At 38.5% G+C, this 21,397-nt stretch carries 20 protein-coding genes and 1 other RNA gene; 3 read left to right on the top strand and 18 right to left on the bottom strand.

Translation table 11 applies throughout. The features are described 5' to 3' along the window. Positions 1-90: 90 nt before the first annotated feature. From ACZ5YP_RS03740 to ACZ5YP_RS03680, 13 genes are all read right to left on the bottom strand, one after another. A complete protein-coding gene (locus ACZ5YP_RS03740; RefSeq protein ID WP_464835911.1) occupies positions 91-282 on the bottom strand; it encodes a hypothetical protein in 192 nt (63 codons plus the stop codon). Beyond that, positions 255-1,067, bottom strand: a complete 813-nt coding sequence (locus ACZ5YP_RS03735) for a hypothetical protein (RefSeq protein ID WP_464835910.1) — start codon at positions 1,065-1,067, stop codon at positions 255-257. The genes ACZ5YP_RS03740 and ACZ5YP_RS03735 overlap by 28 nt, the downstream gene beginning before the upstream one ends. An 807-nt stretch (positions 1,068-1,874) precedes the next feature. Beyond that, complete coding sequence (locus tag ACZ5YP_RS03730) at positions 1,875-3,443, bottom strand: hypothetical protein (protein WP_464835909.1); 1,569 nt, start codon at positions 3,441-3,443, stop codon at positions 1,875-1,877. A 268-nt stretch (positions 3,444-3,711) separates the two neighbouring features. After that, complete coding sequence (locus ACZ5YP_RS03725; protein WP_464835908.1) at positions 3,712-3,834, bottom strand: hypothetical protein; 123 nt, start codon at positions 3,832-3,834, stop codon at positions 3,712-3,714. Positions 3,835-3,925: 91 nt separating this feature from the next. Further along, the gene (locus ACZ5YP_RS03720; RefSeq protein ID WP_464835907.1) at positions 3,926-5,164 is read right to left on the bottom strand and encodes a dicarboxylate/amino acid:cation symporter; all 1,239 of its coding nucleotides are present in this window, start codon (positions 5,162-5,164) and stop codon (positions 3,926-3,928) included. A gap of 378 nt (positions 5,165-5,542) precedes the next feature. Then, complete coding sequence (locus ACZ5YP_RS03715) at positions 5,543-7,243, bottom strand: type II secretion system F family protein (protein WP_464835906.1); 1,701 nt, start codon at positions 7,241-7,243, stop codon at positions 5,543-5,545. Next, positions 7,244-8,947: a type II/IV secretion system ATPase subunit gene (locus ACZ5YP_RS03710; protein WP_464835905.1), complete on the bottom strand. Its 1,704-nt coding sequence runs from the start codon at positions 8,945-8,947 to the stop codon at positions 7,244-7,246. It abuts the gene before it with no gap. A gap of 10 nt (positions 8,948-8,957) precedes the next feature. Further along, positions 8,958-9,605, bottom strand: a complete 648-nt coding sequence (locus ACZ5YP_RS03705; RefSeq protein ID WP_464835944.1) for an ATPase domain-containing protein — start codon at positions 9,603-9,605, stop codon at positions 8,958-8,960. 55 nt (positions 9,606-9,660) lie between these two features. After that, positions 9,661-10,185 (bottom strand): hypothetical protein, encoded by a 525-nt coding sequence (locus ACZ5YP_RS03700; protein WP_464835904.1) that lies wholly within the window; start codon positions 10,183-10,185, stop codon positions 9,661-9,663. A gap of 11 nt (positions 10,186-10,196) precedes the next feature. Further along, positions 10,197-10,673 carry a flagellin gene (locus tag ACZ5YP_RS03695; protein WP_464835903.1) on the bottom strand — a complete coding sequence of 159 codons (477 nt, stop codon included), beginning with the start codon at positions 10,671-10,673 and terminating at the stop codon, positions 10,197-10,199. Further along, positions 10,652-11,581 carry a hypothetical protein gene (locus ACZ5YP_RS03690; protein WP_464835902.1) on the bottom strand — a complete coding sequence of 310 codons (930 nt, stop codon included), beginning with the start codon at positions 11,579-11,581 and terminating at the stop codon, positions 10,652-10,654. The genes ACZ5YP_RS03695 and ACZ5YP_RS03690 overlap by 22 nt, the downstream gene beginning before the upstream one ends. After that, complete coding sequence (locus ACZ5YP_RS03685; protein ID WP_464835901.1) at positions 11,574-11,852, bottom strand: hypothetical protein; 279 nt, start codon at positions 11,850-11,852, stop codon at positions 11,574-11,576. The genes ACZ5YP_RS03690 and ACZ5YP_RS03685 overlap by 8 nt, the downstream gene beginning before the upstream one ends. A 60-nt stretch (positions 11,853-11,912) precedes the next feature. Continuing rightward, positions 11,913-12,536 carry an archaellin/type IV pilin N-terminal domain-containing protein gene (locus ACZ5YP_RS03680; protein ID WP_464835900.1) on the bottom strand — a complete coding sequence of 208 codons (624 nt, stop codon included), beginning with the start codon at positions 12,534-12,536 and terminating at the stop codon, positions 11,913-11,915. A gap of 201 nt (positions 12,537-12,737) precedes the next feature. On the opposite strand from ACZ5YP_RS03680, the gene ACZ5YP_RS03675 reads away from it, so the two are divergent. Then, entirely contained in the window at positions 12,738-13,082 is a 345-nt protein-coding gene (locus ACZ5YP_RS03675; protein ID WP_464835899.1) for a hypothetical protein, read from the top strand. Here ACZ5YP_RS03675 and ACZ5YP_RS03670 read toward each other — a convergent pair. The 4 genes from ACZ5YP_RS03670 to ACZ5YP_RS03655 form a co-directional block, all read right to left on the bottom strand. Next, positions 13,050-13,892: a hypothetical protein gene (locus ACZ5YP_RS03670; RefSeq protein WP_464835898.1), complete on the bottom strand. Its 843-nt coding sequence runs from the start codon at positions 13,890-13,892 to the stop codon at positions 13,050-13,052. The genes ACZ5YP_RS03675 and ACZ5YP_RS03670 overlap by 33 nt on opposite strands. Before the next feature lie 191 nt (positions 13,893-14,083). After that, a complete protein-coding gene (locus tag ACZ5YP_RS03665) occupies positions 14,084-15,262 on the bottom strand; it encodes an ABC transporter ATP-binding protein (protein ID WP_464835897.1) in 1,179 nt (392 codons plus the stop codon). A gap of 58 nt (positions 15,263-15,320) precedes the next feature. Then, on the bottom strand, positions 15,321-16,649 hold the full coding sequence (locus ACZ5YP_RS03660) for a glucodextranase DOMON-like domain-containing protein (RefSeq protein WP_464835896.1): 1,329 nt from the start codon (positions 16,647-16,649) through the stop codon (positions 15,321-15,323). Positions 16,650-16,678: 29 nt separating this feature from the next. Then, positions 16,679-18,754, bottom strand: a complete 2,076-nt coding sequence (locus tag ACZ5YP_RS03655) for a glycoside hydrolase family 57 protein (RefSeq protein WP_464835895.1) — start codon at positions 18,752-18,754, stop codon at positions 16,679-16,681. Positions 18,755-18,847: 93 nt separating this feature from the next. Here ACZ5YP_RS03655 and ACZ5YP_RS03650 point away from each other — a divergent pair, with 93 nt between their 5' ends. Then, the gene (locus ACZ5YP_RS03650) at positions 18,848-19,912 is read left to right on the top strand and encodes a pyridoxal-phosphate dependent enzyme (RefSeq protein ID WP_464835894.1); all 1,065 of its coding nucleotides are present in this window, start codon (positions 18,848-18,850) and stop codon (positions 19,910-19,912) included. Positions 19,913-19,959: 47 nt separating this feature from the next. Then, positions 19,960-20,234: signal recognition particle sRNA (gene ffs, locus ACZ5YP_RS03645), an RNA gene on the top strand. Between the two features lie 9 nt (positions 20,235-20,243). On the opposite strand, the gene ACZ5YP_RS03640 is transcribed toward ffs, so the two are convergent. Next, the gene (locus tag ACZ5YP_RS03640; RefSeq protein WP_464835893.1) at positions 20,244-21,317 is read right to left on the bottom strand and encodes a site-2 protease family protein; all 1,074 of its coding nucleotides are present in this window, start codon (positions 21,315-21,317) and stop codon (positions 20,244-20,246) included. Between the last annotated feature and the right edge of the window lie 80 nt (positions 21,318-21,397).

Below are 21,397 nucleotides of genomic sequence, written 5' to 3'. Positions count from 1 at the left end.
CAGTAGATGAGACTGTACTCTACCGAGGACACATGTTTGAAGAGGAGATGTAAAACACGAATAAAAATAGAAGACTAGAGAGTAGAGTTACTAGTCTTCTCTCTTCTTAAACATATTTCTCTTCAAGTGTCTTACATAAGCTACAGCTACTATTGCACCACCAGCACCAGCCACTACTAGCGAGACAATAATGGGTTCTGGAATTGACACTGGTTGCTGGGTCTCTGGGTATTCACTAGACACATAGTATGCTACTAAATCATTGCCTTCAACAGTAAACACAACGATCTTACCAGGACTACCCCAGGCAAAACCACAATGTTAACCGGAGTTACATTTGTTGCTCCACTGTTATTAATTGGAATAACAAAAACACCAATATCTCCGTTTTCACCGACAAGAGTTATAAAGGCATTGTAGTTTCTTGTAACCAGGTCTCTTACAGCATAGACCACGGGGAACAATCCACTACCAGAATCATAAGCTACTCTGACATAGCCAGCGTTTCTATCAGCCAACGGCACCAACTCAGTATTATCTCCATTAATATCAATAAACGTGATATTAACATATCCACGTGCACTATAGGCAACTAGCCATTTATCACTACCACCAGCAATCCATGGATAGAAAGTAATAGCCTCGCCATAGTCGAGTAACTGTTTAGGACCAGTAACACTACGAGTACTCAAATCAACCACTGCATAAGCCAATGCACTAGCAGTCTCATTATAAACAGTTAATGTATAACCACCACTACCAAGCAAAGCAGTATACGTAGGGTAGACATTAAAGAGCGATCGATTATCAACGCCGAGATCAGTGTCTGGACCTTGATCACCAGTTCTACTGTCAACAGTGTAGGAATGAGTATAGAAGCCTTGCGTTGAATCAGAAGTACTATGGATAGCTATAATATTGTGATCAGTTGTTTTATTTCTAGCTATAACGATGAAGGATTTCGTTTTATTATCATATATCATTCCACCCATAACATCAACTCCAACTCTTACATCTGATGCGTTTCCTCCACTGAGAACTGGGCCAAATGATCTAATAGATTTCAATGTTGAGTTATCAATAAGGTTTAAATAATACCAGGAACGATTAGTGGATTGATAACCATATCCAATAATCCAATACTCAGTTCCATTGGCGTGTTTGAAATTGACAACTAGTGGATGGTATTGATGGCTTCCACTGTATGCATAGAAGAACTGGTTTAGACTAGTATCGTATGGTATTGGCTTTGTAGGATCAATTGGTATGAAAGTATGTAATGTAATATTGTATCTGGTAGTAGTACCTATGAGTGTACTCCACTGTGTCCACGCTACTAGAAAACAGGAGTTGTTTGCCGCTATTGATATCGTTCCACGATATACGTTGGTTTGGTTAACCAGGCCATAGTCAACTGCTACTTGGCTTAAATTAACCTTTCGTACAATATTGCCGTTTTTATCTAGTATTACAACCCATAAGTGATAGGTATTGTACTCGGAGAATGCTACTCCGATATAGTTTCCATCTGGTGTAACGGCTACTCTAACACCCCATCTATCGCCATAGCTTACTCCCTGAGGTGTACTTGCTAGTACTACTCTGTTTATTACTGGTTGTTTTTTTTAGATTTTGTCTTTCTGTATTACTTCTAGTTTCCTTGATCGACATGATCGTTGATTATTGGCAATAAATCTGTTAAATCTGTCAAATACGCCGAGAAGGACTTGGTTTTAGACTCAGGCCTACACAACATGTCACAGCACTTTTTATTGAATCTAACGATCACGATGAATACACTTTATAGACACGGCGAACACTTAACTATTAATGTAGTGAAAGAGTTAAAACAATACAGAGTTATTCTAGGTGTTTTACGAGGAAATTCGATGTTTCTTAGCTATTGCAAGGTGTATCCAACTGGGTCCTTCACTCAGTGTTTTTAGTTCTTCGAGACAAGTGTATTGAGTTGTATTTGTGTCTATATGTAATCCTACAATTATAACTACTTCTACACCTGTTTGCTCAATAACTCTACATATTGTATCATTGGTTAAATCCCATGGATTACTAATCCATATGAAACGAGCTGGGTCGGGGTTTCTAATAGCTAAGTGGATGTATCTTGCGTGGTCTGCCCAAGCTATTATTACAGTGTTTTCTACTAGTTCCTTGTTGTTTTTAAAGAATTCATAGACATCCATGTAAACAGGTGATGGTGCTAATCGAGGTGGAAATTCTCTTAGAGATTCATAATATGTGAAAAACCAATTGTAACCATATGCAAATGAAAGACCTGGTAGCGAAGCAATTAATAAATAAGCTACTAACACCCTCCAATCACTAGTTGCTCTAACTAATCCTATAGTTGCTAGCGTAGTAACTAATGGAGTAGCACCAATTAGAAATCTATACCATGTTGTAACACTTGAAAATGGTGCTATCATTGGAGAGATACCAGCTACTAGTAAGGCTATGGTAACTATAGTGGTATATCTAGCTCTACTCTTAGACATAGCTATTAAAGCTAATGGTAGAATAAGGCCATAACCCGCTACTAGGTACGAGAGTGCTTGGTCTCCTTCATAACTAGCTACGAGTCCCGGTGGCAGAACACCAACAGTGCTTACAAAGCTATAGGGTCTTCTCCAATACCAGATTTCTAACACTGTATTCACAGTTAAACCCACTGTGCCGACTATAGAGGTAGTTGTATTTCTATTCTTTAAACCATGGTATAGGAGTACTAGGGATAATATAAAGCCGGCAAACCCTGTTACTTCATGGCTTAACCCACACGCTACTAGAAGTAATAATACAGATAGAGCATGCTTAGGAGTCTTAGGCTCCCTCCACTTCTCAAGTACTAGTATTGTCGCGAGGAGTATAACTGAGCCTAGTAACTGCCTCTGATAGTCCCAGGAAATCCTTAGATTTAACACGTAGATTGTAGTTAGAAAACCGGATAACAGTCCAATCCACCACTTTCTCCTCTCATCTATCTCCATGGCTAGTATTGCCGAGAGTGAAGCCATGAAAGCATATGCTATACTTGGATAGAACTTGAATAAATACCAGGCGTCAACAAAATAGGTAAATGGTACTAGTAGCATGGGTAGTAGTGGTGGAGTATTTCTTAAACCACCCATCCAGTAGTAACTAGTAAATGGATTGAGTTTTTCTCTGAAGTCTAATAAGTGGGCAACATACTCCGGGGTATCCCAGCCTATAAGCAAGGGCCACCAGTGGAGCTCTGGGATAAATCTAAATGTAAATGCAAATAAACCTACTACAATGGCTACTAGTACTATGTGCTTTTCAAATACGTGTATAACTATGTGTGTACAATAGTGTAGAGCATTAATAGCATCGCAGAATGCAGGTTTCTCTTTGATAATAATGACGCCACCTAGTACTATGTGTAAAATATTTGCTATTAACACTATAAAAGAGCCCAGTACTATTAGTAGAGAGCTTGCAAATCCCTGAACAGTGTAGTAATCACCAATTAAGGCGTTGAAAGAGCCAATAGTAAACGTCTTGTTGAAGTATATGCTCAGTATTCTACCCCAAACTGTGAAGAGTCCTCCAATAAAGACTAGTAATATAGTAGAGTAAAATGGTTTTTTATAGAGTCTTTTGAGCTCCCAGTAGACAGCTAGTAGAGTTAGTATTGTTGAAGTCCAGGCAAAGTAGTCATAAGTAACCCTTTTAGTTAAAAAGGGGGTTGTAGACTATGACGCCATATATCATTAATACCAGAGATGCTAGAGAAACAAGTAGGCTGTTAAGTCCAGGAATCTTTAAAACTCTGAGTAGTCTCGACCTACTCATATTCATCCCTATATTTACGTAGTTAGTGTTTTCTTCGTATAAGAATGTTTAAAGGAGTATTCTATGGAGGAAAAAAGTATGGAAGAAGAGGCTATTTCCTCCATAGTTCTTCATTGAAGTCTTTAGTAACATATTTAGATACTATGAGAGCGCCTAGTGGGTCTCCTATTACATTTAACATTGTTTCAAATGGATCTACAGCTGGGTGAACTCCAACCATCCAACCAGCTGCTTCAATGGGTATGCCGAGTGCAGCTGCTGTTGCTACTGCTACTATTGCTGCTCCACCGGGAACTCCTGCTGCAGCTGTAGCTCCTAGAAAACCTAGAGTTACTAATCCCAGTATCTCGGCAAATCCTAATGGTATTCCAAGCGCCTGGAAAGCAAATAATGTAAACAATGTAATGGTTGCACAAGCACCTTGCATGTTTATTGTTGCTGCCACGGGCAGAAGTACTGTGGCTACATCTCTCGAGATACCTGCTCTTAGAGCACAGTCTATTGTTACAGGTAGTGTTGCATTACTACTTGCAGTAGAGAACGCCGTAATCATTGCTGGATAGAACTTCTTCCAGAACTTTAATGGGTTTACTCTGGCAACTAGTAGCATTATTAAGGGCTGGAATACTAGGAGAACGAGAAAGCCGCTTACATAGAAAGCTAGTACTAACTTGGCAAAAGCTCCAACGGCAATAACGCCTACAACTGCTGCTACATTAGCCATTAATGCAAATACACCTATTGGACCGTACCATAGAATGAAGTCTAGTAGTTTGTAAACCACTGCTAGTAGCGACTCAATCAACCTCGTTAAGAAGTCTTTGACTTGTGGCGTAGTTCTTCCTATTAAGCCAACAGCTATTCCAAGTAGTATAGCTGTGAAGATTATTTGAAGCATTTTAAGATTTAGAAACATATCTATGAAGTTGGATGGAATAATGTTCTTTACGTAGTCTGCTATTGTTAGTTTTGCAGGAGTTACTGCTTGACCACCTGGTAGTGTAACTCCTTCACCTGGTTTAATCATTGCACCTATCATGTAAGCTGTTCCCGATGCAATCAACCCCATGAGAAGCCAGTAGGGTATGAATCCCATAAAGATCTTGCCTAACTTGACAAGATCTCCCATATTCATTACAGCCCATGTAATACAGAGGAATACTAGTGGTCCTACAATAAACTTCAATAGGGATACATAGATGTCTCCAAGAATGGCAATGTTTTTAACGGGTTCGCCTACAATAATGCCAACTATTAGTCCTACAATAGCAGCTATTAAGAGGAGTATTGGCCTCTTTCCTAGTTTAATCTGGAATACTATTTCGCTCATGATTACACCATGATACATAACATTAAGTAGTATTTATAAATTAAACCTACATATACGTCTAGTATTTACTCATATATTCTATAATGTGTCGTCTATATATTATATATTATATATATTCTAACCAAACAACTCCTGCGATAATAGTAGATTTGCTAGATAGTCATATCGGGCTACTCAGGGGAATCAACATTTTATGTAGAGGAAGGACCCGACGGAAGCCCGTTTCATTGTCCCGCGATGACGCGGGCCTCGCGGGCCGAGGGCCATTTATACTATATTGTAATTGAGTGCTTTAATTCTCAATGATAAATATCTACTTCTAGTGATGATTAAACTGGAGAGTAATAGTATTATATTTTGAAAAATTGAAAAATACTTTTATCCTATTGGTTGGAGTATTGTGTTTATGAGACCAGTCATGATATAGGAACCTATGTATATTCCTAGTCCTGTTATAATCAATAGTATTGATAAATAATAGAATATTCCATATTTCGATCCGGGGTTTACCGCGTATAGTGCAATAATGTTGGATATCATCATTACAATCGATGAAATATTAGTAACTAGAGAGACATCAAGAGGTGATATCATGAGAAAACCAATCATTCTAATATACTCCGAGGAAATGTCTCGTAGAAAACTAGATATTATGTTTGAAAAAGTGTTTATAAAACTACTAATAAACAACAATATAATCAATGCTGTTAAATGCATAAAGTATAGGGTTACCTCGAAGGTTTTAAATATTTGAATATAAGATGTTCTAAGCCTGAAAAGCTCGTTAGTATGATCCGATATTAATGCACCAGCTGTGGCCATATTACCACCTAGTTCAGTAGTATCTATGAAAATATACATACCTCTAGCAACCATTTCACTGTTTAATTCGTCAGCAAAGAGCTCCCATGCAATTCTCGGGTCAACTCTGTTTACAAGTCTAGCATACGTCTTACTCAATGGTTTCTTTAACTTTCCAAGCTCTGCTACGAGGAGGGGTTTAAGTGCCTCAACCATATTGGGTAGTACAGACAAGTGTTCTCCATAACTCCTTATAAATGCAGGAAAGAACATGTCATACTCGTTTATTCTATTTTCGAGTATTTTGACTAGTATTCCAGAGGGTAGGAAGCCCAATCCAGCTATAATCAAGGTTACTGCTGTATTTTCAATTCTATATATGTCTCCAGATACAACGAGATATACGAGTAGTAAAACAAAGATAACAAATCCCATTAAACCAGTTAATTCAATGAGAAGTAGAAGTCGAATTTTTCTTCGTGGTTTAGATTCGAAGAGTGGTCTTCGAGTAAAAACAAAGAGTAGTATTGCCATACCCAGTAATGTAAATCCTTCACTGATTATACCAGTGAGAATTAACTGTGTTATTTCACCAAAGATCATACCTAGAAGCATGAGAGTTGCAACCATGAAAGTTAGTGCTCCTAGTAGAGTTGTATAAACACCTAAAACTACTCTGAGCGCGTTGATTAATCTATTAAATGCTGAGCTATACTCTGCAAACAAAGTGTTGTATTCTATACGGAGATATTCTTCGACGTTTGCACCCGTTGCAACAATAGCAGATAATCTCTGGAGAAACGTTTCATCAACTTTAGACCCGGCCTCTCTTGCTACTAGTTTAAGTGCTTCTGGCGCGCTATATCCCCAGTTTTTAATCAACTCGCTTAGTTTTCGAAATAGATTTCTATATTTTTTCCTATAGAAACGAGTCTCGCCAACTCTGCCGAACATTGTTGTTAATGGTGGATTACCTGTAATCATACACATCATGTGTACAAGTATATATATCAAGTCTTCCGAGACGGGGATTACTCCTATTCTCTTAACTGCACCCAGGAAAACTAAAAACATAAGTGAGCCAAAAACTACAAATACACCTAGTATTGCGTTAATGGGGAATGGTAAGAGAATAGCTAAATAGTAAACTATAACTAAGTCAATAATGAGTACTCCAAGTAAGATCCATTTACTAACTCCTAGCTTGTAGAGAACACGAGATAAAGTACTGGAAATAGCGTTTTGTAGTTTATCTAAGATTGAACTAATCTTACTCAATTAGAATAATTCACCTCTAAGTAGTCTTTTATAGGCTTCTTCTAAACCAAGTTCATATGTTTTAACAATTGCCTTGAATACATCGTAGTAGTCAAGTATATTCTTTTCTACTAGTAGTCTTAGATATTTAGCTCTCAAATCGAGTTCATCATAAATAAGCTTTATATCTCTCCTAGAAATACCTCTCATAACAGCTATTTTCTCTTCGAGCAAGTAGCTTGAACCTCTACCAGAAAACCTGTGTTCGTCTTTTACTGGGTCCCAGATAAAAACAGGAATAGCTGCTATTGAATCGGTGCGTGGGTCATAGCCAACGATTTCGTATACAGAGATCATTCTACGAACTAGCATTCCTCGTTTATCATAGACTGAGGATTGAAACCAGGCGATATTTAATGCATCTAAATTCGTTTTAGGCACGCTTATTGGTGGATTAGTCAATCTCTGTAAAAGTCTTTCGAGGTTGGCAGCGTGAAATGTTGATAATACTGGGTGGCCGGTTTGAATTGCTTGAAAAGCAATATTGCCTTCAGCACCTCTAATCTCACCAACAATAATGTAGTTTGGACGTTGACGTAGAGCGGCTTTTAACAAGTCAAACATTGTAACACTACTTTCTGGCCTACCAGTATCTCTCGTTAGCTCTCTCACCCAGTTTTTATGTGGTAGTGTAACTTCGGCTGTATCTTCTATTGTGACAATTTTATTGTTTGGACGTATAAATACTGCAAGGGCGTTTAACGCCGTGGTTTTACCACTCGCTGTTTCTCCACATATAAATGCACTCATACCCTCTGAGAGCATAATCCACATATATGCAGCGGCTAGTTCATTAAAAGTACCCCATTTGATCAACTGTGTAACGCTAATTGGAACTTTGGCAACTTTACGAATTGTAAAATTACTGCCAAATAAACTAACATCAGTGCCATATACTATATTTATTCTACTTCCATCTGGTAGAGTGGCGTCAACAATTGGTCTGGCTCTTGAGATTGGTTTGCCGATTTTTTCGCCTAGTTTAATAATGAAATTATCTAATTCCTCTTCGCTTTTGAAGCCAATATTGGTTTCTAATGTTCCAAAGATTTTATGTACTATGTAGATGTTTCCTACGCCTTTGGCGCTAATATCTTCGAGGTAGGGATCTCTTAGGAAGGGCTCTAGAATATCAACTCCTATTTTATCTCTAATTAGGTGGTATTTAATATAGTCGACGTCTTCAATGTAAACGGGTACTCGGAGTAAACCGGGTTTTAACGTGTTGTAGTCGACTGGTTTGTCTTTTACATCAATTACTTCTTCGAGTAGTTCTAGTAGAAGCTTTTTTCTCTCTTCTGCAGTTTCAGTTGTGTGTTCTGGTTTGATCTTGAATGCTAAGGCTTCTTCAATTAGTTTAAATAAGTTGGGATGAGGGTAAGGTGGCTCGATGACAATGTATTGGTTAAAACCAGCTGCTGTTTTAACGAGGTTAGTTACGTGTATAAATATTCCTCCTCCAACAGGATATACAACATTTACTTTACTCCACATCTTCATGTCTCCAGTTGGTCTATCAACCAGCAGTGGTTCTTCTCCATGTTTTTGTTTGAATTCCTCGAGGTATTTAACTAGGTAGACGGGTCTATCTCCAAAATCTGGTTCTTTAACTTCTCTTTTACTCCTCTTAATTATCTTTAAACTCAAGCGTTGAAGGTTCAGCATTTCTATCACCCTAGGCTTTCGCTAGTGCCATTGGAACCAATTTTATTCCAAATGCAGGATCGATTTCAAATGTAATTGTATTCTCGAAAACACTAGGTACTCCCTTCAACTTAACAATATTCATGACTTTTAGAGTCCTCCCACCCATTTCAGCATTTTTCAATTCTATATATCCATCTGCAATTGCTTTTATTTCCGAGTAGAAGGCTTCAGACAGTTCTTCTGGGTGTAGAGTTAAAAATACGAGTTTTCCTCTATCAACGAGTCTTTTAACTATTGTGAGGAAGTTAGCAATGTCTTCTTTTTTAGAGCCCTTTATAAGAATATTAAAGGAGTCTATGGCATAGACATCATATTCCTCCACTGTTGAAACCATGTGGTTGAGAGTTAGAGACAACAGGTCTCGACCAGTGGTTTCCACCCATTTAACTCTAGGTATTTGAGTAGAATAAATCTTTAGATATCCCTTTAGAAAATAATTGATTACATCAAACCCTGCACTCTTCAATGCTCGAAGATATCCCAGGGTAGTAGTTTCAGTTGTAACAACAATGACTTTTAAACCACTCTTTAAAGCACCATATATGAATTGTTGTAATACAACTGTTTTACCTGTACCATGACCTCCTTCAATTACTATTAAAGCTGGGAAGGGTATACCACCAGCTAGTTTTACATCTAGTTCTTCATTTCCAGTTGTAATTGTACGTGTTTTAATCAGTTAAAATCACCCATTTAGAGTCGGATACACCATAGTGAGAAACAAACACTATTTTCAATGGCCTACTTCTATCTATATCTATAATATTAGTACTAAGCCGTAATAATCCTATTTCACTACTCTCTATAACTGGGTGGTCTTTAAATTCAACCCAGTAGTCTCCAACTAGAATAACCCTTGTAATATTCCACTGTAGAGGATATGTAAGCTTCATTGTTTTAAGAGATCCATTTGTAGAGTAGTACTCAATTATCAAGTCACATGCGTCGAATTTATATAGTGCTAAGGGCCCATGATTCATGATTTTTAATTCTCCCTCTAAGACACTACCATTGTATGTAACATTCAATTCTATAATGCTTATCCTAGTTGTCTTCTTCTGGAGGTCTTCATATCCCAATTTTAAAATATTAGTAAACATTGTAGTAGCTGCAAATATTACACTAATAATTGAAATCAATACAAGAAATAAGAGGACTATTACTGTAAATCCTGGTACAATGATTTCAGAGGGCATGAATTACCTCCTCATCCAACAACATATGTTGTTGAATACCCATTAGACAATACTAGTTTTATCTCTAGTGGGAGAGTGTAGCTTTCTATTAATTGTATAGTGAGTAGTACTGTTTCGCCTCTTTCAAGTACACCGGGTTGTGAACCATATTCTATGTAATTCACTCTATGTTGTGAATCAAGACGTGTTGAGTAATACATTGTTTTACCATTGTAATCTGTTATTATAACATCTATGTTGTTGAGATCACTATATGCTACATCACCCGTGTTCTTTACGTATATGTATATAATTGAGCTTTCTTTATCAATAGTTGCATGAATTATTGAAACACTGAGTCTATAGGATTCATATCTACTTCTTATACTAATAGATATAGTGTTAAATAGAGTATTTAATTGACCAATAACAACTGATGCAAAGAGCGAAGCCATTAAAACAGCTGCAATTGTTAGTATTGCATGGGTTATTGTTGCTGACTCCCCCATTTATATCCATCACCCTTGTTATCTACCTGGTTTTCTCTTTGTTGCTCTGGGGGAATTGTTTTTCTTCTTCTTGACTCTGTTAGCATATTAACTATTGTTTTCAATACTTCTTCTTCAAGAGCTTCTTCTCTTATACCCATGTTTCTTAGAAATAGATATATGAGTAGAGTGTTTTCTTCTGGTGTAATGTTTTCTTTTATAGATTGTTCTACTGTGTCTATAATAGTCTTTATTAATTTTGCTTCATCACTTGAAACTATTTTCAAGTTTTCTATTAATTCGAGTATTCTTTCGACACTAGATCTTGGATAATACTTCATTAATTCATACGTTGTCTTCATTAATAAAAGCATACGATTCAATGCTACTCCTGTAAGAGTAGCTCTCTCTTCTCTTATCACTCTACTGGCCTCACTTAAAATACCAGCTAGTTCTCTCAGCTCGCTTGGAGCACTACGAGTAGGTGGAGTGCTTGGTGTAACCTCTGGTTTTTCAATTACTTGTGGTTTTTCTCTTCTAGCTTCTTCAATAATTCTAGGTGTAGTTGTAGTAGACTCTATCTCGCTTGAAGTAGTTTGAGGTGCTGGTTGCGTGGTAATTTGTGGTTTAACTTCTTCTCTGGGACGGTAGAGACTATAGGGGCCTGTTAAATCAGCAAGTATAGCTTTGATTTCAGCTAGAGCACTAGCTAGTTCCGATACCGTTGTTTTTAACTCCTTTAAATCTCTAACTAAATCTACTTCCTGCCCCACTTCTCCCACCTCTCTTGTAGTAGAAGCATATTCGGGCTCGGGTAGTGAAACAAGTGATTTTGAGAGAAAGTATGATAGTATCTTCTTAACGATAAGCCTACTATACCAATCCCTCCAAGGCCAAATCTTCTCAACGAGTACACCGGGCTCAACCACATATCACCAACCCCCTCTCAGTGAAGTACACGGGATCTCTATATAGAAACATAGAGTAAGCACTAGCAAACAAGACACTAGAAGAGAGAAAACCAAGAACTAGAAGCAGTATAAACAATAATACAAGACCATACACTCCAAGAGCCAGTGAGAGAATTAATTGAGAAGCAAGAAATAAACCAGTAACAAACCCAGTAAACACTACGAGTGAAAGAATAAACACCACCATCAAACCCCTCCTAAACACACCAAACCTAAAACAAACCTTCACAACACCCACCCAGAGGGAATGATAAATAGAGAAAAAAAGAATTGAGTTTAGGAATTACAATCACCCTAATATAACAAATTCGTTCGCGGTCAACGTTGGTGGCACACTTCTCTCAACGATTAATGGAGCTCCCAGTAGTGGCTTAATTTCAACAGTGAACTGCTGGTATTGAGACAATGTTAGATTGTTTGGTAGAGTAATAACTACAAGGAATTTCTCGCCTACTTCTAACACAGTGTCATCGTCTCCCTGTATAATGTAGATACTGGCAACAGGAGTTGTTGCTGAATCATTCTTCAACTGAGCTAAGTTTACAGTTTTTCCTAGAGTGGATGAATTGGGGTCAAACCCAAAGTTTATCTTGCTAAATGCTCCTCCCGGTAGTTTTATCATAATGTCTATTTTCGTGTTGTTGAAGTCTACTGCTAGTTGTCCTGGTGATACTTTTAATGGTATGTAGATAGCTGTTACTTTTGGCCCGGTTTCAACATATCCTAGTACTGCACCATCGACTTCTAGTGCTGTTGTAGCCTCGTTTAGTCCTTGTTGCATTACTTCTTTGCTCTTCTGCGTGGTGTACATACCCATGTTTATTACTACGAATGCTAGTGCTGCTGCTACGATTACAAAGGCTATTAAGATGATTGCGGCTTCAATACCTACAATGCCTTTCTTTGTGGGCATTTCTTTCACCTCGTTTTCTATTTTTTCCTCTTTGTCCTTAAAAAACACGGTTTTTTCTTCGGCGTCTCGTCGACATTGACTGGTTAATGAGGGTTTCGCCGGGCCGTCGAATCCACTGGGTTTACACGTTGGTGTGGGGATGTTGGTTTTAAGGTAATTTAATGCTATGTATGTATAGGAGGAAAGAGCGGGGTTAGCGAGTTGATTGCTTGGGAGGGATTGAGCGTCATTGTTGATGGATTAATAGTTAAACAAGTAGTTATTGCTAGTTTTACCCATGGGGTTATTGCATATTGGCCTCCTCATATAGATAGAGAGGTCTTGGATATCTTTGATCAGTTGTATATTCGAACACCGGATTTATCCTATATGCTATTATACGATAGGAAACTCAATAAGAGGTATCTCGTGGTAGTCAATAAAGATAAAATTTTAGCAATGGAGGTCGATGAGAGAGTAGATGTTGTTAAACTAGGTGAAAAACTACTAGGTGTCTTCGAGAAGCTAAATAAACTAGCCAAGAGCACTTACTCCAAGCTTACTTAGCGTAATATTGAAGACAACTAGTAGTAGAGAAGTAATTAAGCCGAGAATAACAAGCCATTTATACCCTGCTAAGAAGACTCCTACACTGAGAACAGCTATGATAACTCCTAGAATGGTATTTACAGTTCTCTGTATTTCGCTAAGCCATGGAGTACCAGTTAAATATACAAGTAGTTTGTAAAACCTGTTTTCATTGAATAATCGGTAGTGGGGGATCTTTTTTAAAACTTCTAATCCCTGTTTATCTAGTACTAATACTTTTTCTCCTTCTTTTTCAATTAATTTAAAAAACCTCGTTGGAGAACGTGTAAAAGACTCGATTAGAATATTGAGGGTTTTCTCTGCGTCAACAAGGATTTTACTTGCTTCGCTGATTGTAGCATATCCTTTCTTAGATAATCCTACATAGACAAGCAATTTATAGAGGTTTATAGATAAAACTAGTTCTCTCGACAAATTTAGTCTCACTGGTGTTTCTAATATATTATCACTTGCTGTTTTAACAGGTGTTAAGACTTCTATAAGTCTACGAACAAATTCACGGCCATGCTCGCTCAACCCCACGTATAGATCGTCTTCTTGGTCTACTCTAGCAATTAAACCTTTTCTTTCGAGTTTTCGCAGAGAGTCTAGAATAGACTTTCTCGAATCTCCTATAGCTCTCGAGAGCTCTGTTATTGATACAGGTTGTTGTTTTTCAGCAAGATATAAGATAATACTGAATTGATTAGTAGCCCTTGAGAAATCAATAATGCTATCTAAGTCTTTGAGAAGCACGAGTTTCGTCATAGCGCTCCTAGCGGTAGTCATCACTATCACTCTAACTTCAATATACAATTAAGACGTGTTTTAAGGTATAGGTCTAAAGTTGTTTAAACTGTGGTTTTCAACGGGAGCATTCACTGTGAAATTAATGAAATGGAAAAATGGATTGAGATATTCATTGTAGATAATACGTAAACCAAGATAGATAAAGGATTTTAATCGGGTTGAAAAAGACTCTATATTATTAGTCTCCCTGTTTTAGCATTGAATAACAGGATTTTTCTAAGGTCTAGTTTCAAGTATACTTCTTCTCCGGGTTCTAGTTTTAGTGTTGCTGGTGTTCTCACTTTGACTAGGTCGTTTCCTACTAGAATGTTTACTATGTTTTCTGAGCCGAGTGCTTCTATAACGTCTACTTTGACTTTTAAGATACCGTATGGGTCTTTGAATGGTTCTTTGCTCAGCTCTATGTATTCTGGTCTTATACCTAGAAATACTGTTCTAGTATCTTCTTTTATTATTGTCTCAGCGTATTTTGGTGCAATGGGTATTTTGAGTAGGTCGTAGCATACTATGTGGTAGTTTGATTTAATTCTACCTTCTCCTAGAATACTTCCTTCTAGTCCGCTTGGAACAGTGTATTCGAAGCCAACTGGTTCTTCTACTAGCTCGCAGGATATAAGGTTCATTGGTGGATTGCCGATAAATGTAGCTACAAATATATCTTGTGGTTTATTGTATAGATTGTCTGGTGTATCTACTTGTAGTACTCTACCTTTATTCATAATGGCTATACGGTCGCTCATACTCATTGCTTCTACTTGGTCGTGGGTAACGTAGATTGTTGTTATACCGAGTGTTCTCTGTAGCTTCTTCAATTCACTCCTCATTAATATTCTTAATTTAGCGTCTAGATTACTTAAGGGCTCGTCTAGTAGCCATACTTTTGGTTTTCTAACTAGTGCTCGTGCTAGTGCTACTCTTTGTTGTTGTCCACCGCTCAGCTGGCTTGGATATCTATCTAGTAGCTCCTCGATCCCCAGGAATCTAGCTGCTTCAAGTACTCTCTTTTTAATTTCTTCTTTGGTTAATCCCAGTTGTTTTCTTCTGGCTTCAAGTGGAAATGCTATGTTTTCAAAGACAGTCATGTGTGGGTATAAAGCGTAGTTCTGGAATACCATTGCAATATCTCTATCTCTAGGGTGTAGATTTGTAACCACTTGATCATCTATTAAAACATCTCCTTCATCTGGAAACTCTAACCCAGCTATTATTCTCAGAGTAGTAGATTTACCACAGCCGCTTGGACCTAGTAGTGTAAAGAATTCTCCATCATTTATTTTTAAATTAACGTGGTCAACAGCTTCTACTTTACCAAATCTCTTAACAATATTTCTGAGTTCAACACGTGCCATTACAATCCACTCAAATCCATTTATTTAAATGTGATTAAACAGGGATAAAAAACACCTATTACTTCCTACTAGCTTTTTTAACAAATAGGTATCCAGTAGAGAAGCCAATTATCAACATTACTATTCCAATACCTATTGATGTAGCTGTGTCAACTTCTCTTATAGTTACTGGTTGACTCGTAGTCTCTGTAACAGTCTTTGTCGATTCAATTGTTTCTGTAATAGTTGTTGTTGACGTAATCGTTGTTGTTATAACGGGTGTGAGTACTGGTTTGTATATTGTAATCATATAGACAACTCCATATATTTGAGCAGGTGTTTTCTCATCTATGTTGAACGAGCGGAGCATACTATACTGGTCTTGTTTCGTGGGGGCGAGTACATCTAGTACTTTTGGTAGTACACCGTTTAGTATGGCAAGTGAGTATTCCGCTGGCACGTTTACTTGCCACTCACCGCCACCAATAGTAAATGATCTTATTTTATTCTCACCGTATCCATCATGACTAGTAACTAGTACTGCTATGACCCATTTACCAGCGTTTTCAACATCGTATAATACTTGTTTTGAAACCTCTACTATTATTGAATTCGTGGATTGATCAGCGTAGGCCTTTAACACGCCGTTTTGTACTAATGGCGTGTCTTTATCATAGTAGTATAGTGCTGTTTTCTCGCCTTGTGGTAGCGGGTCTGTGCCCCAGCCAGGAGCTACTAGTAGAGCCATATGCCATCCATGTGCTATTTCTACTCCAAGTCCAAACGTGTCTTTCTTGCCCGTAGCTGGCATAGTTGTCTTTACATAGACGTGTATTTGCTGGAGGCTCCAGCCGTTTGGCCCGCCCCATGGATTGCCACCTAGATTCTTAAATACAAATCTAAGCATTAACTTGTCTCCCTGGTCTATCATAGTAAACCTCAATAAATCGAATACTCCTGGTTGGAATGCTGGGTTTGATGGATAGCCATAGCCGCCTGCACCATCATCGTCTCCCTCTGGGTCTGCAATATCCATTAATACTCCTCCACTAGTTGTTTCGGGTGGTGGTATTGGTATAGAGAGCATGTATGCTAGTCCAAGTCTAGATGAATACTCTACTAGCTCGTTACTGCTATATAATACTATTGCAAAGAATGCTAGTTGGCCGGTTGCCAAGTCTAGGTCTTTAATGCTGGTTGATAATTCAATTATGTAGTTTCCACTACTTCCTCCAATAGCTAGTTCTTTGACGTCTCTGGTTTTAATCCATCCTCCTCTTCCCTCGGCCTTCGAGATAACTGCTGTTTTAGCTACTGGATCTATTAATAGTTCTCTAGCTAGGTGTATACCGAGGTCTATTCTACTGTTTCTTGGGTATACATTGTATTCTGGATTATACGGTGTCATTTTAACAACTGGTGTTGCAAAGTAAACTGCTATTTTAGTGTTTGATAGAGTAGTTGTCTTAAATTAAACGCGAAGTAGAGGTTGTTTGAATCAAGTGCTACGTAGACTACTGGTAGTTTCTCGCCTACTACTACTTGTAGTGCTTTACCCTCATTTACAAGTGTTGACCATGTAGCTTCCAGTGAGCCGTCAACTGTTAGTTGTTTATCTAACAGTCTCGGAGCGTTCTGGTTGAGTGTACCTATTGGTGTTCCATCTGGATAAGCAGAGACTAATAGGTATTCTGGCGGGGTGAGGCCGGCGAGTTCATATGCCCTAGCTAAATATGCCTTGAATAATGGGTCGAATGTTGCTGGCGATCCTCCTCCATCTCCACCATACCACCACCACCAATCGCTTGCTTCTGCCTTCATAATATATTTTGCTATTACGGGGTGTTTATCGTAGAGTTCATTGAATGATGATACACCTAGCTTCTTGAAAACGTCTTCTCTTGTTTTTACAAGCCACATCCAGGCAGTGTTTTCTTGTCTATGTCCAATCCAAATAGCTACTTCTCCACCACCCCAAGAACCCTCTGGTAGTCTAGCCTGTATTGTTTTACGTGGTAGGTCTGAGTAGGCGTCTCCATAACTATTCTCTGGTAGATCAGCAATATCTCTACCCTGTAAGTCTAGGTATTTGTATTGATTTGATGGTAGTTCTCTCGCTACATTCGGGAATCTAGAGATAAATTCTCCCGGTGTAATAGTCTCGATTACACCTTGTTTTTGTAGCTCGCTGAGTCTAGAGTATAGCTTGTTGAGGAATACATCTCCGAATTCAGGGTAGTTTTCCCATGGGTTTTCACCATCTAGTGCTATAACTACTAGTCTAGGCCCCTTGGCGCCCTTGGCTATGCCTAGTATTTTATCTACGAGGTCGTTTACGGCTTGGTCTTGATCCCAGTTACTATATTGAAAACTAATCAAGTTGCTTACTTCTGTATCGCGGAATACAATGTATATTCTGCCCTCTGGGAAGTCTATATACCATGGTATACCGAGGTTTTCAATGTCATCAGTGTTTACACCAGTAGCTCCAAGTATTGACTCGTCTGTTATAGTCCAGGTGATACCAGCTCTTCTAAAAGCTCTTACGACATATTCGTTTACTGCTTGCTCGGCCGGCCATACACCGTGTGGTGTAACACCTAGTTTTGACTTGAAGAGTTCAATACTGAATTTTACGTGTACTTCTAGGTCGTCTGAGAAGCCAAAGTCTACTATTAGTGGGGCTAGTGGGTGGCTGTATGGTACGGGTATGACTTCGACTTGTCCTTTGCTTGCTAGTTCTCTATATATTGGAATAATGTTTTTCACTATGTCTTCGTGTACTCTTAATACTTTAACCAGGTCTTCTATTGTAAATCCAGGATTGCTCTGTGTATAGGCTTTTTCCTGCATACTATATATTTCAGGGTATTTCTCCCTGGCTACTTGTGGGTCAATCCACATTAAGTTGAATAATACTGCTAAATCAATAGTGTTTTGTCCTAGTAGATTACCCTGGGTAAACCCGTTTACAATGCATTCTTTATACTCTAATTCAGTCTTAGCTGTTCTACCACAGTCACTTATTAATCTCTGTACTAGGTCTCTTAGAGAACTATATCTAGGAGATCTATTGATTATTCTCGCCCAGTTTACATCGAAGAAGCCCCCTGGAATTCTAAGCATTTCAAATACGTCGTCTTTTGTTATTGTTCCATTAGCGATTTTCCACGATATTATCTGTCTCTTATCCATTCTCCCGTTTTCAGCCATGTCTATTATTTGCTCTAGTAGGGATCCCGAGAAGGTAAATGTTGCTTTTACATCTGGATACTTGCTTAGAATATAAGCCATTTTATAGTAGTTTCCAACACTTTGCATTCTAACCCATGGTAGTACGAGGTGGGATTCATCTGCACTGTAATACCATGGCTGGTGATAATGCCAGACAAACGCTACATAGATTTTTTCTGTACTAGCTTCTATAATATTGGTTACTATATTCAACCCGTTAATAGCTAGTAGAGATAGTAGTAGGATGGAGAGTAGTATGTATGTATATGATTTATTCAATATTTCACCTATGTATAGAGAGCGCAGTTCGAACTTATAAAGAATAATTTAATTACTTGTTTAAACAATAGATAATTTATTGGTTGATTTAAATTGAAGTGGAAGTGTTTAAACTGCGGGTTTGAAGTAGATGCGAGTGTTGAATACTACTGGAAGTGTCCTAGGTGTAGTAGTCCACTAATACTAGACTATGAGTCAACATGTGAAATAGTAGAGTCGAAAAACGTGTGGGAGAGGTATAGAGGGTTTATACCATTTAAACCAGGAAAATATAGAGGTGAAGGATTAACACCACTTGTAGAAGAGAAAATAGGTGAACACAGAGTACTCTTTAAACTAGACTATCTCAATCCAGGTGGTAGTTTTAAAGATAGAGGTACTGCTCTCGCAATAGCTTATGGCTATAAACTAGGATTTAAAAAGACACTTGTAGATACAAGTGGAAATACTGGTATAAGTGTAACACTATACTCTAAACTATACGGGCTAGAACCAATAATAGTAATGCCTACTACTGCTCCACAAGGAAAGAAAAAAGCTGTTTTAAAACTAGGTGGTAGACTCGTAGAAGCAGAATCTAGAGCCACTGCTACACAACTAGTTACACGGTTTATGAGTGAACCAGGCGTATACTATGTCGGACACATATGGAACCACTTATATCCAATTGGACATGCTACAATAGCATATGAGGTATTCGAGGAACAGGGAGTTCCAGACGTAGTTATAGTACCAGTTGGCTCGGGAGGACTACTCCTAGGCGTACACTATGGTTTCAAGAAGCTAAAAGAGTGTGGATTGATAAATAGAATGCCTAGAATTATAGGTGTTCAGGGATATAGCTGTCAACCAGTATACAGAGAACTCTACGGTACCGAAGAAAAAGGCGAAGAATCAAACCTCGCAGACGGCATACTCGTACCAAATCCACCGAGAACAAGAGAAATAGTAGAAGCAGTAAAATCAACAAGTGGAGAAGTAGTACTAGTAGGAAACACAGAAATAACTAGAGCACACAGTGAACTATGGGAACAGGGATTCCTAGTAGAACCGACATCAGCAGCCACATACGCTGGATACAAGAAAATAATGAATAAAATACCAAGCGGGTCGAAAACACTAATAGTCCTAACAGGCTCAGGACTAAAAACACTATAGGTAAAAACCTATTAAAGACAAAGAAGCAATAATAATAAATGCCCACGGGCAGGGGTAGGTCCCGGCCCACCGGGGCAGACAACCACGCGGGGTGTATACAAACCCACCATCCCCCACGCATAGGCAATGAACTCCGCCCCATGGGGCTGGCGGAGGCGGAGCCCCCTCTGGAGAGAGGGGGTGAACCGCCTTAGCCGGGAGAACCAGGCCAGGCCCGGAAGGGAGCAACCTAATCCCGGACGCCAGCGTTCATGGGTCACCGGAGGGAGCCGGCGTGGGATGGCTCTGGTGGGTTTGTATACACCCCGCGTGGAGCTCTGCCCGTGGGCGTTTATATCCTAGCGCTTAGTAGTAATGCAAGTGCTAGGAGTGCTAGTGTAATACTGTTTACTATGCTTCCTACTTTCTTCCCAGCGACTTCTATAACTATTCTACCACCATCTGTTATAAATAATGGTAGTGTATTAATGAATACCAGACTATAGTTTACAATGTGGATCCATAGGAGTAGTCTTACCAGGCCTAGAAAGATGAATGGGTCTATTATATTCAATAAGTTTCTTGACGGTGCTATTGGCTCTAGTATTACTCCCAGTTTGTCTTCTACGGGGTTTTTCCACACTGTAATATTTTTGTAGCCAGAGCCGGGTCTATACACTAGTAGCTCGATTGTTAGTGATTCGTTTCGAGACATTATTTCTCTAAGCGCTGTTAGATTTGCTGGTGAACCATTTATTTCATATACTACATCACCTGGTTTCAACCCGGCTCTACTAGCTGGTGTTTCTTGTTCTACTTCTCTTATTATAAAACCACTTGGTGAAACAGTGAATTGTAGTATTCCAAGTGCTAGTAGTGCAACTACTAGGTTTACTGCAACACCCGCGGCGAGTATAGCTGTTTTTACTTTTTTAGATGCTTCGGCGAAGATTTTTTCATCTATTTCTACGAAGGCAGCTGGTAGTATGAGTGCTAGTATAAACCCGTATGATTTAACGGGTATACCTGTTTTCAAAGCTATTTTAGCGTGCATGTATTCGTGTAGTACTACTCCTACTCCAACAGCTATTGCAAAATAGAGTAAGTCGTTTCCAGTGATATTCAATCCTGGTAGTAGAATTACTACTTCACGAGAACCCTTGAATAAACCAGTATAAATAAGGCTTGCTAAGCTTTGAATAGCGAAGAATAACGCTATTATAAATAGCGCTATACACACATAGGGTAATACTCCACTACTAGTCGAGCTTATACCCTCATACTTCTTTTTCACTAGGAGTATAGTGTAGTATTGTAGTTCAATACTTGTCTTCTCGCTACGAACAATCTTTTTTAACACTATGTATAAAGTATTTACGAGAATCCATGCTCCTATAAAGTATACTATGTATACCGGTATATCCACTTTCACCCCCTGTATAAACATCTTTTTCTACGTATATGTTTAAGGGTGTAATTAAATAAGTGGGTTTTGATTGAGTGGTT

This window comes from Sulfophobococcus zilligii, from assembly GCF_055398255.1.
This window is presented reverse-complemented; position numbering and strand designations above follow the sequence as displayed.